Origin of the sequence: Streptosporangium sp. NPDC049644 (assembly GCF_040675205.1) — a bacterium.
GTDB classification, from domain to species: domain Bacteria; phylum Actinomycetota; class Actinomycetes; order Streptosporangiales; family Streptosporangiaceae; genus Streptosporangium; species Streptosporangium fukuiense.
On the sequence record NZ_JBFAOJ010000053.1, the window covers coordinates 20,465 to 37,215 of the forward strand.

Annotated in this window: 12 protein-coding genes; 5 read left to right on the forward strand and 7 right to left on the reverse strand. The window is 71.9% G+C overall.

Features of this window, described 5'->3' with window-relative positions; translation table 11 throughout:
* Positions 1-292: 292 nt before the first annotated feature.
* Positions 293-1,933, forward strand: coding sequence for an endo-1,4-beta-xylanase (locus AB0J58_RS26700; RefSeq protein ID WP_364220256.1), 1,641 nt, complete (start codon positions 293-295; stop codon positions 1,931-1,933).
* A gap of 153 nt (positions 1,934-2,086) precedes the next feature.
* On the opposite strand, the gene AB0J58_RS26705 is transcribed toward AB0J58_RS26700, so the two are convergent.
* The 4 genes from AB0J58_RS26705 to AB0J58_RS26720 all read right to left on the reverse strand — a co-directional run bounded on the left by AB0J58_RS26705 (position 2,087) and on the right by AB0J58_RS26720 (position 6,644).
* Positions 2,087-3,499: a pentapeptide repeat-containing protein gene (locus tag AB0J58_RS26705; protein WP_364220259.1), complete on the reverse strand. Its 1,413-nt coding sequence runs from the start codon at positions 3,497-3,499 to the stop codon at positions 2,087-2,089.
* A 559-nt stretch (positions 3,500-4,058) separates the two neighbouring features.
* Positions 4,059-4,385: a hypothetical protein gene (locus AB0J58_RS26710; RefSeq protein WP_343968535.1), complete on the reverse strand. Its 327-nt coding sequence runs from the start codon at positions 4,383-4,385 to the stop codon at positions 4,059-4,061.
* 341 nt (positions 4,386-4,726) lie between these two features.
* Positions 4,727-5,365 (reverse strand): SGNH/GDSL hydrolase family protein, encoded by a 639-nt coding sequence (locus AB0J58_RS26715; protein WP_364220262.1) that lies wholly within the window; start codon positions 5,363-5,365, stop codon positions 4,727-4,729.
* A gap of 250 nt (positions 5,366-5,615) precedes the next feature.
* Entirely contained in the window at positions 5,616-6,644 is a 1,029-nt protein-coding gene (locus AB0J58_RS26720) for a neutral zinc metallopeptidase (RefSeq protein ID WP_364220265.1), read from the reverse strand.
* Between the two features lie 134 nt (positions 6,645-6,778).
* Between AB0J58_RS26720 and AB0J58_RS26725 the strand changes: the two genes are divergently transcribed.
* Positions 6,779-8,446 (forward strand): DUF2207 domain-containing protein, encoded by a 1,668-nt coding sequence (locus AB0J58_RS26725; RefSeq protein WP_364220268.1) that lies wholly within the window; start codon positions 6,779-6,781, stop codon positions 8,444-8,446.
* 38 nt (positions 8,447-8,484) lie between these two features.
* On the opposite strand, the gene AB0J58_RS26730 is transcribed toward AB0J58_RS26725, so the two are convergent.
* Complete coding sequence (locus AB0J58_RS26730) at positions 8,485-9,426, reverse strand: asparaginase (protein WP_364220271.1); 942 nt, start codon at positions 9,424-9,426, stop codon at positions 8,485-8,487.
* Between the two features lie 58 nt (positions 9,427-9,484).
* Between AB0J58_RS26730 and dtd the strand changes: the two genes are divergently transcribed.
* Entirely contained in the window at positions 9,485-9,910 is a 426-nt protein-coding gene (dtd, locus tag AB0J58_RS26735; RefSeq protein WP_364220274.1) for a D-aminoacyl-tRNA deacylase, read from the forward strand.
* Positions 9,911-9,999: 89 nt separating this feature from the next.
* On the opposite strand, the gene AB0J58_RS26740 is transcribed toward dtd, so the two are convergent.
* Entirely contained in the window at positions 10,000-10,983 is a 984-nt protein-coding gene (locus tag AB0J58_RS26740; protein WP_343968547.1) for a glycine cleavage T C-terminal barrel domain-containing protein, read from the reverse strand.
* A gap of 320 nt (positions 10,984-11,303) precedes the next feature.
* On the opposite strand from AB0J58_RS26740, the gene AB0J58_RS26745 reads away from it, so the two are divergent.
* Positions 11,304-13,136: an RNA ligase family protein gene (locus tag AB0J58_RS26745; RefSeq protein ID WP_364220277.1), complete on the forward strand. Its 1,833-nt coding sequence runs from the start codon at positions 11,304-11,306 to the stop codon at positions 13,134-13,136.
* Positions 13,137-13,138: 2 nt separating this feature from the next.
* Positions 13,139-16,114: a poly(A) polymerase gene (locus AB0J58_RS26750; RefSeq protein WP_364220281.1), complete on the forward strand. Its 2,976-nt coding sequence runs from the start codon at positions 13,139-13,141 to the stop codon at positions 16,112-16,114.
* A 74-nt stretch (positions 16,115-16,188) separates the two neighbouring features.
* Here the strand turns inward: AB0J58_RS26750 and AB0J58_RS26755 are convergent, their stop codons facing one another.
* Positions 16,189-16,602 carry a Fur family transcriptional regulator gene (locus AB0J58_RS26755; RefSeq protein ID WP_343982195.1) on the reverse strand — a complete coding sequence of 138 codons (414 nt, stop codon included), beginning with the start codon at positions 16,600-16,602 and terminating at the stop codon, positions 16,189-16,191.
* Positions 16,603-16,751 lie beyond the last annotated feature (149 nt).

Sequence of the window (16,751 nt, forward strand, 5' to 3'; positions counted from 1 at the left end):
GCGGCACCCCACCCACCCCCACCATCTCCTAACTCGCCCAGGGGCGCGACACATATGTCACCGCCCCGCACGATCACACCGCCCACCATCCCCTAACTCACCCACAGGCCCCACTCACCCGGAGTTCTCCCGCGAGGACCCTCCCGCGCGAGGACCCGGTGCGGCCGGGCAAGGGGGCACGGCTCACCTGCCGTGCCCCCTTCCCCCGGCCCGCTTCCGAAAGTTTCGGAAGTTTATCGCAAATTTTCTAATCACCAGGCCGGATCTTCCATCACCCTCAGAGAGGACCCTCATGTCCAGCCTCCGCAAAGCGATCTCGGCAGGGGCGATCGCCCTGCTCCCGCTCGTCACGGCAGCCGTCGCCATCCTGCCCGCCACCCCGGCCCACGCCTCCGCCTCCCTGCGCGAACACGCCGCCGCACGCGGCAAGTTCATCGGCGCCGCGGTCGCCACCTCCCCGCTGGCGAACGAGACCTCCTACCGCAACATCGCGGCGACCGAGTTCAACCAGATCACCGCCGAGAACGTCATGAAGTGGGATACCACCGAACCCAGCCAGAACCAGTTCAACTGGACCGGGGCGGACGCCGTCGTCGACTTCGCCACGCAGAACAACCAGCAGGTGCACGGGCACACGCTGGTCTGGCACAACCAGACGCCGAGCTGGGTGCAGAATCTCAGCGCCACCGACATGCGCTCCGCGATACAGAACCACATCGCCAAGGTCGTCGGCCGCTACGCCGCCAACCCCACGGTGGTCTCCTGGGACGTCGTGAACGAGGTCTTCGACGACAACGGCAACATGCGTAACTCGTTCTGGTACCAGAAGCTCGGCGACACCTACATCGCCGACGCCTTCCGGGCCGCCCGGGCCGCCGACCCCGACGCCAGGCTCTGCATCAACGACTACAACGTCGAAGGCGTCAACGCCAAGAGCACCGCGATGTACAACCTGGTGCGGACGCTGCGGGCGCAGAACGTGCCGGTCGACTGCGTCGGATTCCAGGGGCACCTGGCCACCCAGTACGGCTTCCCCGGCCAGGTCCAGCAGAACCTCCAGCGCTTCGCCGACCTCGGCGTCCAGGTCAGGTTCACCGAGATCGACATCCGGATCCAGATGCCCCGCGACGCGGCCAAGGACGCCCAGCAGGCCACCTACTACCGCGACGTCGTCAACGCCTGCCTGGCGGTGACCCAGTGCGCGGGCATCACGCTCTGGGGCTTCACCGACAAGTACTCCTGGGTGCCCGACACCTTCCCCAGCGAGGGCGCGGCCCTGATCTACGACGCGAACTACGCCAAGAAGCCCGCCTACACGGCGGTGCACGACGCGCTGGCCGGTGGCACCACCACCCCGGACACCGAGGCCCCGACCAGGCCGGGCACCCCGACCGCCTCGGCCGTCACCTCCTCGGGAGCGACCCTCAACTGGACCGCCTCCACCGACAACCGCGCGGTGACCGGCTACGACGTCTACCAGGGAAGCACCAGGCTCGGCTCGTCGACCACCAACTCCGTCACGCTGACCGGCCTCAGCCCGCAGACCGCCTACAGCGTCACCGTCGTCGCCCGTGACGCGGCGGGGAACACCTCGGCCGCCTCCGCGGCGGTGACCTTCACCACCCTCGCCGGGCAGCCCGGCGGCCCCTGCACCTCCACCTACAAGACGGTCAACTCCTGGCAGGGCGGCTTCCAGGGCGAGGTCACCGTGAGCTGTCCCGCCGCCGTCACCGGCTGGAAGACCGTTCTCACCTATCCCTCAGGGGTGAACATCACCCAGTCCTGGAGCTCCACCCTGTCCGCCGCTCCCCCGGCCTTCACCTTCACCAACGCCGCCTGGAACGGCTCCATCCCCGCCGGCGGATCCACCACCTTCGGCTTCATCGGCAGCTGGAACGGGAGCGGCACCCCACCCACCCCCACCATCTCCTAACTCGCCCAGGGGCGCGACACATATGTCACCGCCCCGCACGATCACACCGCCCACCATCCCCTAGCCGTACCCGACCAGAAGGGACCTCCGGCCTCGGTGGAGACACCGTCCCCGCCCGGCCGGAGGCCCCGTCACCGCTCCCCGCCCGGCGACTCAGGCACCCGCCCGGTTCACGGGTGTACCGGTGAGCGACCTGCGCATGGACTGGATGGACCGTCCACGTACCTGAGCGAACTTGGCCAGTTCGGCGTCGGGATGCCCGTGCAACTCGTCGAAGATCGCGAAGACCGGGTACACGTCTCCCCACGGTCGACGCTTCCGCGCACTTTCCCTCGCGGCCTCGATACGCCGTTCGAGGCCCCGCAGGACGCCTTGCTGAACGCGCCGCCTGCCGGACGAGAGCAGCTCCTCGATCTCGGTCCACCGCTCTTCCAACGCGAGCCCCAGTGTCAACCCGGCGGCACACCGCTCCACCACGACCGCCTTGCCGTCCAGGCCCGCGCGCAGCGACGTCTCGGCGGGTGATCCGGTGTCCGGACGGCACATCAGGGAGCCGAGCGCGAACGCCGCCTCCAGGCCGGGGTTCATGGTGAACCGGGCCTCTCCGGGCCCGGGTACGTGCACGGCGGTGCCACCGCCCAGCAGCGCGGACAGCGGCCCGACGATGTCGAACACCACACCCTGCTGGATGAGGGACGCCGCGTTACGGCAGGTTCTGTGAAGCACGAGCAAGGAGTCCTCCCCGAGCAGATGCCGGACAAGCACCTCGGTCGCGGCCCTGTCCAGATGTTCGCAATGGTGGAGAGCGGAGGTGACCCAGCTTCCGGGACGGCTGCGGTAGAGCTCGACGGCTCGCTGTCCGTCTCCTTCACGCAGGCACTCCAGGACGGTCAGATGGTCGGCGACGAGCGGCCTCGGTTCGGTGGCGGGCGGGTCTCCGTCGAAGCGCGCCCGATCGATCGTGGCGCCGCCGAATTTCGCTCCCTCCAGAACCGCGCCGGTGAAATCGGCACCCGTCAGGTCCGCGAAGACGAAATCCGCCTCCCGCAGGTCGGCCCCGCGAAAGTCCGCGTCCGGCAACGTGGCGTTCCTGAACGACGCACGGGAGAGCCGGGCGTCGCGGAAGTCCACCTCCTCGCCGTGGGCCCGGTCGAACGTGGCGTCCTCAAGCCCGGCCGCCGCGAAGCGAGAGTGCGCGATGAACGCCGCCGAGAAGTCCGCGCGGGGAAGGTTCGCCCGGTCCCACCAGGTGATCGAGGCGTGCGCGCTGCCGAAGTCGGCACCCTCGCCGCTGGAATCCCCGAAATCACACTGAAAGAACGTGGCCCCGCCGAAGTCCGCCCGGTCACACCGGACGGCGACGAAGTCGCAGTCCATGAAGTGAGCCCTCAAGAGACCGGCCCCGGACAGGTTCGCCCGCGAGAGGTCCATGAAGTCCCCCGCGAGACGGGACAGACGGGCACCCGTGAGATCAAGGCCGGTCGCGGCGACATCTTTGAGCCGGGCATTCTTCCTGGCGGCCCTTTCGAGCTCCTCCCTGGTGAGCACACGACGCTCGGCCTTCATTCTTCCTCCACTCACACCTGGGCCGGCCGTTCCCGGCCACCCGGACACGGCGGCCGCCCTTTCACCACCGCCCCGGAAGACGATCCTGGAGAAACCCGGTTGGAAAGCGCTTGAAAGCCACTGCGTCTCCCCCCTGACCGGGCCCGATCAGGACGCGAAAGGGGGCGCCGTGGGCGAGTTCCCCACCTGAGCCGTCGGCCGGGGAACGAAGACGGCGGGAGGGCGGACAGCGCGAGGCGGCGGCACCGCGGTTCGAAGACCACGGCGCCGCCGCCGGTAATCCTGTGAGAAACAACAACTCGCACTGTATTGAGAGTCAGGATCCCGAAGAGATCTCTCCCGGATTTCCGCGCCCTCAGTTCGGGGCGGCGTTTCTCTGTGGAAAAACACGGTCCCGGTGAATACGGGATCCCATCTCTTGGCAACGCTTCCGGAGCCGCGCGAAATCGCGGATCCGGCCGCGAGTGGACTCACATCCCGGATGTCCTGGACGTCCCGGACACCTCGGCCCGCATCGCGCCCCGATCAGAGCGCGACCACGGCTGGACGACCGAAAGATCTAGTCATCGTCGTCGTCGAAGCCGCGGAGACCGGAACCACCGCTCCTGTTGTTCAGACGGTTGACGTTGTTGTTGTGGTTGTTGATGATCACCCTGACGCGGCTGTGGCCGTGCCGGCCCCAGCCTCGTCCCCAGCCGCCGCAGCCGCCGCCGCAGCCGCAGCCGCGCCCGCAGCCACCGCCCCAGGTCGGGAAGGCGGCGGCGGTGACCGCGGTGGTCGCCGCGCCGGCGCTCGTGGCGGTGGTCGCCGCACCCATACCGACAGCCCCACCGGTCAGCGCCGCACTGATCGCGAGCCCTGCGATAACACTCTTGGACTTGGGCATTTTGTTTCCCCTCGAAAGGTTCAGTTACCCTAATTTCCGGCATTTCCTAGATCAGCCGAAAATCTCCCGAGATGGCCAGATATGCACCATCACTGATTGTCATAGTTTCCTGCCATGTCTGCCTACAAACAACGATTCAAGGCTTTTACGCTATTGTTGTCTAGTTATGGCGGACATTAAACTAATATGAGTCGCTTTGGGATGGAATGTCCTTTATGCACCCCGAGGGGCCGCAATCCACGAGGACCAGGCGGGCCACCGAACCCGCGAATCCCGGTCCCGCGGCCGGGAACGGACGGACCGCTTCTCGTACCGCCGGCCAGGGCGGCGGGCGGTACGGGTCAGAGGGGACGGGGCTCGATGCCGTACTCGTGCAGCCTGGTGACCATCCAGCGGGAGAGGCGCAGATGGCCAACGAGGGTGGGGTGGACCCCGTCGGGCAGCACCGCCCCCCTGCCCCAGCCCCGGCCGTGCGGGCCGAGCGGTTCGAACGGGTCGAGGAAGGGCACCTCCAGCCGGTCGGCCGCGGTCGAGACGGCCTCCCTCACCCGGTAGGCCCACCGGGGAGCCCTCGTCATCCAGATCGGGCCGACCAGCACGATCCTGGTGTGCGGCCACCGCCGCCTGACCAGCTCCAGCAGACGGACCGCCGCTCCCTCGATCCTGGCGGCCCCGACCCGGCGGTCGTTACGCCCGCCGGAGATGATCAGCATGTCGGGCTCCGGACGCCAGGAGAGCTCCTTGACGAAGGACTGCTGGAAGGTCCGGCCCACCCTGCCCTGATTGACGAAGCCCGTTCCCGCGGCGCCCGCGGTGATCAGCTGCCAGCCCAGCTGCCGGGCGACCTGCGCCGCGTAGCCGTCCCATCCCCGTACCGGCCCCGACCCGACCGTGAAGCTGTCACCGATGATCATGACGAGCGGTGCCCGGCTCGGGGGCGACGGAGTGGCCGAGGCGGGGGGTTCGGCACCCAGCGTCACCGGTACGGCCGTACCGCCCTCAGCGACACATCCCGAAATAAGACAGGAAATCGCTACGACAAACGCGACCGCGAACGCCCACGGTCGTCTACGTACGGGCGTGCGCATGCCACCTCTGGGGACGTCGGACTGCCGACCTGATGGTAGATGTCCGCCGGTAGCCGGACTCGGAAAACGGAAAAGCCGGACCCGGCGGCGCCACGGGGTCAGGAAGCCGCTCCGAGCGGCCCGCCCGTTCGGCGGGAACGGGTCAGCCGACCTGGGAGGGAGGGACGACCCAGGTGTTGCAGTAGCCGATCCGGGCGTACTTCCAGCCCTGGTGGAGCCAGGCGGCGTAGTGCTCGCCGGTGCCGTGGTCGCGCCGGGGGGCGCCGTTCTGGTCGTCGCCGCGTCCGTACTCCGTCCGCAGCACCTGCTGCCAGCGGGCGCCGGTGACGCCCAGCGGGACCCGCACGGTTCTGACGAAGGCCCCGGCGAGACACTGCGCCTGAAGCTCGTGGCGACGGGAGTGCGCGTCCTGCGCCTCCCGGGACCTGGTGGAGACCTCCCACCACCAGGCCCCGCCGATGCCCGCCATGGACTGCACGTGGTGGGCGTACTCATGGGCGAGCACGGTCAGGTAGGGCACGTGGTTCCGGGCGGGGTCGACCTGACCGCTCTGCTGGATCACATGGCTCAGGCCGACGTACATGCCCCGGTTGGCCGGGCAGTAGTAGGCGGAGGCGTCGGGGTTGGGATAGACCCCGCAGGGCCCGCGTCCCGCACGGGACCAGTAGACCTTGCTCGGCTCCTGGAAGACCGCTCCGGCCTGGGAGAACTTCGCGCTCCACGCCCGGTCCAGACAGCCGGTGACGGCGTTGAGGTAGGCGAGCATGTCGCCGGGTCGGGTCGAGGGCCGAGGAGCGCGGCAGGAGGTGGGGCGCATCAGGCCGGTGCCGTACAGCGGGTTGCGCTTGAGCCGGGCCGCGGTGTCGGAACGGCGCATGTGGCGGAGGTCGACGGCCGTGCTCCGCTCCGCGGCGGCCGGCACGATCTGGGTGTCGCCCAGCGAGCCGAGGTTCAGCTCCCGCGGCGGGGTGAAGGCCGGCGGGGTGATCTCGACCTCGCCGGTCTGCGTGGGAACGGCCTTCCCGGTCGCCACCGGGCCGGTCCCGGGACCGGCCGGACTCTCGGCCTCCTCGCCACCGGCCAGGCCCGCGATCACCACGACCCCGGCGAACACCAGGGCGAGAATGCCCAGGAAGCCAAAGGCCAGTGGGTTCGACCTCCGTGGGCGCATGCAACCGCCTCTCCAAAGAGTGGATCTCCGGGCGGCAATCTAGCGGATACATACACATATGGGTTTACGGGTGTGAAGAAATGGAGATGGGGCCGATCATCATGGCCCGGTGCTTCTCGATAGGCTCCCGACCCATGGCGGCATCTTTCTCGCACCGAGCAGCCGGAAGCCTGGCCGCGACGGCCATCCTCGCGCTGCTGGTCGGCGCCTCCCCTGCCCTCGCGACCGTTTCCGCGTCCCCCCAGGCCGCGCAGGACGGCAAGGTGACGAGTACGACGGTGCGGATGGAGCTCCGGCAGGACGGGGTGCTTCATGTCAAGGAAGAGGTCGTCTTCGAAGGCGACGCACCGTCGCGCGACCTGGTCGACCGGACCCGCTACGACAGTCGCAGCGACCGGCTCTACCAGGTCACCGACCTGAAGGGGGACGCCACCCTGACCGGCGGCACCATCACCCTGAAGGGCATGGGCAGCGCCGTCCTGGAGTACGACGTCAGGGGCGCCGTCACTCCGCTCGCCGACGCCCAGGAACTGCGCTGGTACGCCGTGGGCGGCTGGTCCGTTCCGGTCGAGCAGGCCAGGGTCACCGTGAGCGGCCCGGCCGCGGTGCAGCACCTGTCGTGCTTCGCCGGCCCCCTGACCTCGGCGATCGCCTGCACCGAGGCGTCCATGGACCACACCGGCGTCGCCGCCGAGTTCGGGCAGCAGGGCCTGGGCGCCGGCGAGGTGCTCACCGTGGTCATCGGCTACCCCGCCACCGCCACCAAGGGCGCGCCGGTCCTGGCGCGCCGCTTCGAGCTGTCCAATGCCTTCACCCTCAACACCGTGACCGGCGGCGCGCTGACCGCCCTGCTCCTCCTGATGCTCGGCGGCCTCGCCCTCCTCTACTGGACGCGAGGCCGGGACGCCCGCGTGGTCGGCCACGAGTCGGGGACGCTCAACGGTGTCGAGAACGGCCACTTCGCCCCGCCGGACGGCGTCCGCCCCGGTCAGATCGGCACCCTCATGGACGAGCAGGCCGACGTGATCGACGTGACCGCCACGATCGTCGACCTGGCCGTCCGGGGCTACCTCAGGATCGACGAGCAGCCCCGGCAGACGTACGAGACACCCGACTGGAGGCTCGTACGGCTGCCCACCGCCCCGGTCTCCGCGCTGATGGCCTACGAACTGGAGCTCTACGACGCCATCTTCGACGGCCGTGACACGGTGCTGCTCTCCGAACTCCAGGGATCGTTCGGCGCCAAGCTCGGCAAGGTCCGCGAGGCGCTCTACCGCGACGTGGTCAAGCAGGGCTGGTTCGCCCGCCGCCCCGACGCCGTCCGCACCCGCTGGACGACCCTCGGCGTGCTCCTCACCCTGCTCGGCGTCCTCACCACCTTCGCGCTGGCCTGGCTCACCACGTACGGACTGCTCGGCCTGGCCCTGATCATCGCCGGTGCCGCCCTGGCGGTGGGCGGCCAGTACATGCCGGCCAAGACCGCCAAGGGCGCGGGAGCCCTCGCCCACACCCTGGGGTTCAGGGAGTACCTGTCCGGCGGCGACATCTCCGACGACGTGCCGGCGGCCCAGCGGGTGGAGCTGTTCTCCCGCTACCTGCCCTACGCCGTGATCTTCGACAGCGTCGACCGCTGGGCCCGCGTGGTCTCCTCGGTCACCGGCGACGGCCGGCAGGCCGACAACCTGTACTGGTACCACGGCCCGGCCGAGTGGGACCTGTCCAGGTTCGCCGACTCGATGCGGACCTTCACCATGACCACCTCCGGCGCGATCTCCACCACCCGCCAGTTCCGCTCCCTGTGACCTCGCCGGCGGGGCGCCGGGGAGACCTGCGCGGGGCACTACCGCACGCGGATCTCCCCGACCGGGCGCCCGCCGCCGAGCAGCACCCCGGTGGCCAGCTCGTCGAGCTCGGGGCCCTCGAAGCCGAGCGCCCGCAGGGCCGCGACGGTGACCGGAACCCGGGCGCGCTGGCCACCATCCTCGATCTTGACAGTCCCGGAACGCCCGTCGTCGAAGGCGAAGGCGTCGAACGCCTCCGCGCCGATCTTGACCATCAGCCCGGGAATCGCCCGCATCAGCCGGGCCTCGGGGCGGGTGGTGCCCGACGTCCATTCGGGGTGGGCCCGGAAGTCGTCCGCGATCCGGCGCTCCGGGGTGCCCGGCTCGGCCAGGACCAGTGCGCGGAACGCCCGGGTCACACCCAGCATCGAGACGAAGAACAGCGGGGCGCCGCAGCCGTCCACCCCGCCGGCCGCGACACGCTCGCCGGTCAGCTCCTCGACCGTGGCGCGGATCGCCCGCTGCAGCGGATGGGTCTGGTCGAGGTAGGTCTCCACCGGCCAGCCGTTGACCACGCAGGTGGCGAGCATCGCCGCGTGCTTGCCCGAGCAGTTCATGTAGACCCCGGCCCGGCTTCCTCCGGAGCGCAGCACCTCCTCCCGGGAGGCGGCGTGCTCGGGCAGGTCCTCCGGGCAGCCCAGCGCGCTCTCGTCCAGCCCGGCCCCGGCCAGGATCTCGCGTACCCCGTCCACGTGGAACGGTTCGCCCGCGTGGCTCGCGCACGCCAGCGCGAGCAGCTCCCCCTCCAGGGGGAGTCCGGCGCGGACCATGGCGAGCGCCTGCAGGGGCTTCATCGACGAGCGCGGCGAGGCCGGCGCGTCCACCGCCCCGTGCACCCTCACCAGGGAGCCGTCGGCGGCGACGGCGAGCATCCGCGCCCGATGGGTGGACTCCACGAACCCCGAGCGGACGACCTCGACGAACAATGACTCAGCAGACACCTTTGTCTCCTTTCGCCCAGAGTCTAGGGAGGTCGGGAGGCACGGGATGATGGGAGGCATGCGTGCGGTCGTGCAGCGGGTGAGTTCCGCGTCAGTGGTGGTGGACGGCGTGACGGTCGGGGCGATCGACGAGCCGGGACTGCTGGTCCTGGTCGGCGTGACCCATACCGACACCCCCGAACAGGCGGCCAGGCTCGCCGCCAAGCTCTGGGGCCTGCGGATCCTCTCCGGCGAGAAGTCCTGCTCCGACATCGGCGCGCCCCTGCTGGTGGTCAGCCAGTTCACCCTGTACGGCGACACCCGCAAGGGGCGCCGCCCCACCTGGCAGGCCGCCGCGCCGGGCCCGGTCGCCGAGCCGCTGGTCGAGACGGTCTGCGCGGAGCTGCGCGGGCTGGGCGCCCGCGTGGAGACCGGGGTCTTCGGCGCCGACATGAAGGTCGGGTTGACCAACGACGGCCCGATCACCCTGATCCTGGACGTCTGACCCCGGGGCCGGCCGGACTCCCCGGCGAGACCGGAACCCGGCGCCCGGGAAGACCTCCCGGGCCCCGGTGAGCCGATGACGCCGTGCCGTCAGCGGATGCGGCGGCGCAGGGCGGGGTCGATCTGGACGTTGCGCCCGGCGTCCGGCGGCACGATGACCTCCTGGGACGCGGCCACCCCGCCGGCCTCCAGGGTGGCGTCCACCGGCACCGTCCGCTTGACCACGGCCAGCGCGATCGGGCCCAGCTCGTGGTGGCGCGCGGCGCTGCCGACGGAGCCGACCTCCGCGCCGTCGTACGTCACGGGGGCACCGTGCTTCGGCAGGGTGTCGACGCTGCCGTCCAGGTGCAGGAAGACCAGGCGGCGCGGGGGGTGGCCCAGGTTGTGGACGCGGGCCACGGTCTCCTGCCCCTTGTAGCAGCCCTTGCTGAGGTGCAGGGCCGTGCCGATCCAGCCCACCTCGTGCGGGATCGTCTTGTGGTCGGTCTCGAAACCCAGCCGGGGACGGTGCTCCTCGATCCGCAGCGCCTCGTACGCCCAGAGCCCGGCGAGCCTCAGCCCGAGCCCCCGCGCCAGTTCCGCGCGCGGGAGCAGGATGTCACGCCCCACCACGACGGCCCCCTCGGGCAGATCGGGCGGCGTCTCCCCCAGCACGGAGACCACGGCGTAGCGATCCGTCACGTCGGTGACCTCGACCCTCAGCATGAACCGCATCTTGTCGAGGAACCCGGCCAGTTCCGCGCCGGTGCCCGGCTCGACATGCGCCCAGACGGCCGCGCCGTCGTCGACGAGGACGAGGTGGTGCTCCACCCTGCCCTGGGCGTCCAGCAGCAGCGTCTCGGTGGGCCGACCGGGTTTCAGGTCGTCGAGTTTCTGTGAGCTGAGGCTGTTGAGCCAGCTCAGACGGTCGGGCCCGGAGATCCGGACGACCTCGCGGTTGCTCCGGTCGACCATCGCCTCTCCGGCGAGCAGCGCGCGCTGCTCGGCGAACGGGTCGCCGTAGTGTCCGGCGACATCGGCGTCGGGGGCCTCGGCCGCGACCGCGCCGGGGGTGTCCAGCAGAGGGCTTCGCATGTACACAGCCTACGAGGCCGCACCGAGCGGGGCGGTGGCGGCTCCGCCAGCTCCCGGGGCGGAATTCCGGAGGCGTCCACGGAATCCGGGGGTCCGCGGGATTCAGGGGCGCCCGCGGATCGGGGCGGCCCAGGGGCGAAGCGCCTCCGGAGGATCAACGGGCGCGCGTACCCCGGCGGTGAGGCCGACTCATGCCGACCGGCGCGATCCAGGCGCGGGCCAGGCGCGGGCCAGGCCGGGCCACGCGGTTATCCGGTGGATCCGCTCCTCCCCCTCCCCGTACAGTCGCCGCAACGCGGCGTCGTCATCGAAAGCGGATCATGCGAGTGCACTATCCCCGCACCCCCCACCTGCCCTGGTCTCCCGGGGCCGCCTCGGACGACGTACGCGCCGACGGCCTGTCGGGGCTGGCCGGCCGGGAGGTCGTCGTCACCGAGAAGCTCGACGGGGAGAACACCACCGTGTACTCCGACGGGGTGCACGCCCGTTCGCTGGACTCGGCGCACCATCCGTCCCGCGCGTGGGTCAAGGCCCTGCACGGCAGGATCGCCCGGTTCCTCCCACCGGGCCGACGGATATGCGGTGAGAACCTCTACGCCCGGCACTCGATCGAGTACCGGGACCTGGAGAGCTGGTTCTACGCCTTCTCCGTCTGGGACGGTGACCACTGCCTCGACTGGGACAGGACGGTGCGCCTGACCCGGCGGCTGGGGATCCCGGTTCCGCCGGTGCTGTGGCGCGGCACCTTCGACGAGCGGGCGCTACGGGCCCTGCGCCTGGACACGGCGCGGCGGGAAGGGTACGTCGTACGAACGACCGCCGGATTCCATCGGGAGGCATTCGCCCACCGCATCGCCAAATGGGTGCGTCCACGACATGTCCGGACGACCGGACACTGGATGCTCGCGCCTGTCGTCGAGAACGGCCTGGGACCGGCCGCCGCACTGTGGGGGGTGCGCTCGGGGGCCGATCCGGACGTGCCGGCGCTCATCGCGGCGACGGGGATGACGGCCGGTGACCCGGCGGGACCTGGGGCGGGCTCCCCGGAAGCGGCACGACGGTCGGCCACGGCGACCGGTGCCCCGGCGGGGCCCGTGATTCCGGCGGCCGCCGAGCGCGTCGAGGCGGCCGTGGCCGACGTCTCCGCCAGGCTCGACCTGCTCGGCCGGACGGGGGACGCCCGGCTGGCGGGCGTCCTGGCCACCCTGTTCCGCGGCACCCGCCGGGCCTGGCTGGCGTCCGCCCTGGCGGCTCCCCTCGGCATGCCCCTGGCCCGGCGGGTCGCCGACCTGGCCGGGCTGAGCACCCGCCTGCACCGCCCCTTCCCCGACGAGGAGCGCAGGACAGGTCTGGTACGGCTGACGGCCGCGGCGGACCTTGGGGTCCTGCACGCGGTCGCCGCCGCGACCCTGACCGGGCGCGCCGACGATGAGGCCGCCGAGGCGCGCGAGCAGGTCGGCTGGTCCGAGCTCCACGCCGACGAGGCCGGGCTGCTCGGCGAGGCGCCGCTGGAGCCGCTGCGCCTGGGCGTGCGTCAGGCGCTCGGCGGGTGCGATCCCGACGTGGCGGACCGGTGCTGGGCCGAGACGCGGGAGTCCTACGCGCTGGGCCGGATCACCACGGCCGAGGGGGGCCTGGCGGTGAGCGGGCGCTGGCGGTCCGGCCGGTTTCCCCGGCTCGTCGTGATGGTCGGCCCGTCGGGCAGCGGGAAGAGCACGTTCGCCCGCGGCCTCCCGGGCGCCGGGGCCGTCGTCGCGCTCGACGACCTGCGCCAGGCCCGAGGGTCCCGGTCCGACCAGCGGGCCAACCCGGCGATCCTCCGCGAGGGTCTGCACCGGCTCGACGCGCTGCTGGCCAGCGGCGGAACCGTCGTGTGGGACGCCACGGCCCTGAACCGGCACCAGCGCTCCCTGGTGCGCACCGTGGCCCGCGGGCGCGACGCGCTGACGACGCAGGCGGTCATGCTGGTCCCCGGCGACGTGCTGGCCCGGCGTAACGTGGGCAGGGCGCACCCGGTGCCGCCGGAGGTGCTCTCCGCCCAGCTTCACCGCTTCTCCCCGCCCTATCCGGGAGAGGCACACCGCACCTGGTACATCGGGCCGGAGGGGAACGTCCTCGACGTCGCCGGAGCCCTCGACGGCGATGAGGAATGATCATGCGGACGAGTGAGGAGATCTTCCACCGGATCCACTGGGATCCGCGGTTCGACCCGGCGCGGTTCGTCCTGGGCATCAGGGTGCGCGGGGCCTCGCCCAAGCGCGTGCCACTGCCCGCGTTCGTGCCGGGAGGCGACATCCCGTGGCACCGGATCCTGTTCGTCGAGGCCGACGGCGAGAGGGTCTGGGACCGGTCGGCGGGCCTGGACCGCATCGACTCGTCGCAGGCCGGCCGGGTACGGGATCCGCGCAGGCTCCGGGCGCCGTTCTTCGCGGCCAGGACGCCGTTCGGGTGGGATCCGGTCGCGGGCTGGCGTCCCGCGCCCCCCGTGCCGGCCGGGGCCGCGCCCACGACGGCGCACCTGCGCGTGCTGACCTGGAACACCCTGTGGGATCGCTACGACAGCGACCGGCTGGACACCGCGCGGCGCCGGCCGCTGCTGCTGGAGGAGCTGGAGCGGGCCGACGCGGACGTCATCGCGCTGCAGGAGGTCGAGGCGGAGCTGCTCGGCATGCTGCTGCGGACCCCGTGGATCCGCTCCGGTTACACGCTGAGCACCGACCCGGCCGGCCAGGACGTCGACGAGGCCGGCCTCCTCCTGCTGACCCGCCTGCCCGTTCGAGAGGTGGGCCTGCACGTCCTCGGCCCGCACAAGGCCGTCGTGGCCGTCACGGTGGAGTCCGCCGCCGGGCCGGTCGTGGTGGCCGCCACGCATCTGACCAGCGACCACACCGACGACGGCCCCGCCCGGCGCGAGGCCGAACTCGCCCGGCTCGCCGAGGCGCTGCTCGGCGTGGACGGGGACGTGATCCTGCTGGGCGATCTCAACGACGGCGGGGGCCGGCCCGCCGAGGTGCTGGGCCTGCGAGACGCCTGGACCGAGGTCCACGGCCCCGATGACGCGACCGCCACCTTCGATCCGCGGGTCAATCCGCTGGCGGCCCTCTCCTCGCTCTCCGGCCGCGCCTCCCGGCTCGACCGCGTCCTGCTGCGCGGTCACGACCTGCGCGTCACGACCGCGTCCGTACGGGGTGACGTTCCGACACCGGACGGCCTGTTCGTGTCGGACCACTACGCCGTCGCCGCCGACGTCGCCATCGGCGAGCACGATGCCCTCGGCGTCTCCGGCGTCTCCGGCGTCCTCGACGCGCGCCCGACGGCACGGAGCGCGCTGGCCTGGATCCCGCCGCGGGAGCTCTGGCCGGCGATCCAGGAGATCCGCCGGAAGCACGATCCGCAGATCCACAGGTGGCCACCGCACGTCACGGTGATGTTCGGTTTCGTACCGGAGGCCGATTTCGAGGAGGCGGCCCCTCTCCTGGCCGCCGCCGCGGCCGCGATCCCCCCGTTCACCGCCCGGTTGGAGGGCGTGCACGCCTTCTCCCACCGTGACGGCTCCACGGTCTGGCTCGACCCGGCCGCGGGCGGAGCCGAACCGTGGGCCGCGCTGCGCGGCGCGCTGGAGCGCGGGTTCCCCCGCTGCCGGGGCCGCTCCGAGGGCTACACCCCGCACCTGACCCTGGGAAGGGTCCGGGATCCCGAACGGCTCGTCGCCGACTGCGCGGCACGGCTGGGCGGCGGGTTGGCGCGGGTCGGCGAGCTGGTCCTGCTGTCACGCCGGGGTGAGGAGCCCATGCGGCCCCGGGCGACCGTCGCTCTCGGAACGGGCGAGGTGCGCTGGCTCGACCGTGAGACACCCGGGCCCGACGCCCCGCCGGGCCCGGCGCGCACCCCCGGGGACGCCCCGGGGTCGGGGAAGGACGGCCCCCGCGCGCAGGACGGCTCCAAGGTACGGGAGCGTCACGGCGACGCCGTGACGCGGGAGGTCGTGGCACGGGAGGTCGTGGCGCGGCTGCGGGCCTCGCTGGCCGAGGGGGTCGTGCACGTCACCGGGTCGCGACGCCTGGACTGCGCCCTGGCCGACGCGGACCTGGACCTGGTGGCGGCGCTGCCCGCGACGGTCGCCCCCGCGGACGTCGAGGCACGGGTGCGGGCGGCACTGCCGGAGGCGACCGGGCTGCGGAGTGTGACCGGCGCCAGGGTGCCCGGCCTCCGGTTGCGGATCGACGGACTGGACGTCGATCTGGCCGTCGTGGCGGTGACGGGTGTCCTCCCCGCCGAGGCGGTGTCGCGCCGTACGGAGCTGGACGAGGCCTCGGCGATCGCGTTGAGCGCGGTCAGCGACGCCGACGCCGTGCTCGCCGCGGTCGGCGCGAACCGCGCCGCCTTCGCCGGGCTGGCCCGGGAGGTGAAGGCATGGGCGAGGGCGCGCGGGCTGGACTCGGCCCCGTTCGGCGGGTTGCCGGGCCTGGCCTGGACCATCCTCGCGGCGCGGACGGTGTGCGAATCCGGGGATCTTCCTCCCGGCGACCTGCTCCGGCACTTCTTCGGTACCTGGGCCGCGTGGGACTGGCGCCGGCCGGTCGGCCTGTGGCCGGAGGCACCGGACGGGCCACCGGACGGGCCACCGGACGGGGGAGCCGGCACGGCCGTGTCGGTCACGACCCCCACGGCCCCCGTCCGCCTGTGCAGTGAACAGGTCGGCGCCGGCGGGCGGGATCTGCTGGCACAGGAGCTCTACACCGCCTGGGAGATCGTGGAGGAGGCGGCGCGGACCGGCCGGAGCCCCCGGGAGGAGTTGCTGTCGGCGCCGCCGTCGCACCGGCGGCACGCCGCGTGGGCGGTGGTGACCGTGCGGGACGAGCGGGCCGAGAGGTTCGCCGTGACACTGGGCCGCGTCCGGGGCCGGGTGCGTGCGCTGCTCACCTCCCTGGAACGCGCGGGGGTACGGGACGCGCACGCCTGGCCCAGGCCGTTCGAGGCCGGGCCGGGAACGGCCCGGTTCGCGATTGGGCTCGGCCGCACGCCGCCGGACGCGGCCACGCTGGCCGAGACGACCGCTCCGTGGGCGGTGGGCCTGCGCGGAGTCGACGTCGAGTGGGTGGACGGCGGCGAGGTGCCGACGCTCCGCTGATCACACCTCGATCCGGGTTCCCGGCGTCCGACGCCTCCGCCGCGGCGGTGGCGGTGGCGGCCGGGTTCCCGCCGCTAGCGGCAGTTCCGGCAGCGGCCGAAGACCGTCAGGTGGTGCACGTCGGTGACGAACCCGAGCTTCTGGTCGAGGTTGCCGACGAAGCTCTCCACCAGGTCCGGACTGACCTCGCTGATCTCCCCGCAGCCGCGGCAGACCAGGTGCACGTGATCGGCCTCGGAGGTCAGGTGGTAGGTGGGGGCACCGTGCCCGAGATGGGAGTGGGTGACCATGCCGAGCTCCTCAAGGAGCTCAAGGGTCCGGTAGACGGTCGAGATGTTCACTCCGCGAGCGGTCTCCCGCACCCGGTTGCAGATCTCCTCCGGGGTGGCGTGCTCGCAGGCCTTGACCGCCTCAAGCACCAGCTGGCGTTGCGGAGTGACCCGGTAACCACGGGCCCGCAGTTCCTCATGCCACGACGTCTCGGTCATGTCCAGAGTCTAAGAGCAGTCGTCATGCCGGTGAACGCCCTCCGCCACGGGGCAGGTACGCCGGACGGCCCCGGAGGCCGGGGCCGGGACACCGTTTCGGCTTCCGAGGGGCTGGTCCAGGTCCTGGAGCCGCCGCGCGACCTTCTCCA

Bases quoted from the DNA above. Each gene is read 5' to 3' on its own strand.
- AB0J58_RS26700 (WP_364220256.1), top strand. From the start codon at position 293: ATGTCCAGCCTCCGCAAAGCGATCTCGGCAGGGGCGATCGCCCTGCTC.
- AB0J58_RS26705 (WP_364220259.1), bottom strand. From the start codon at position 3,499: ATGAAGGCCGAGCGTCGTGTGCTCACCAGGGAGGAGCTCGAAAGGGCC.
- AB0J58_RS26710 (WP_343968535.1), bottom strand. From the start codon at position 4,385: ATGCCCAAGTCCAAGAGTGTTATCGCAGGGCTCGCGATCAGTGCGGCG.
- AB0J58_RS26720 (WP_364220265.1), bottom strand. From the start codon at position 6,644: ATGCGCCCACGGAGGTCGAACCCACTGGCCTTTGGCTTCCTGGGCATT.
- AB0J58_RS26725 (WP_364220268.1), top strand. From the start codon at position 6,779: ATGGCGGCATCTTTCTCGCACCGAGCAGCCGGAAGCCTGGCCGCGACG.
- dtd (WP_364220274.1), top strand. From the start codon at position 9,485: ATGCGTGCGGTCGTGCAGCGGGTGAGTTCCGCGTCAGTGGTGGTGGAC.
- AB0J58_RS26740 (WP_343968547.1), bottom strand. From the start codon at position 10,983: ATGCGAAGCCCTCTGCTGGACACCCCCGGCGCGGTCGCGGCCGAGGCC.
- AB0J58_RS26745 (WP_364220277.1), top strand. From the start codon at position 11,304: ATGCGAGTGCACTATCCCCGCACCCCCCACCTGCCCTGGTCTCCCGGG.
- AB0J58_RS26750 (WP_364220281.1), top strand. From the start codon at position 13,139: ATGCGGACGAGTGAGGAGATCTTCCACCGGATCCACTGGGATCCGCGG.
- AB0J58_RS26755 (WP_343982195.1), bottom strand. From the start codon at position 16,602: ATGACCGAGACGTCGTGGCATGAGGAACTGCGGGCCCGTGGTTACCGG.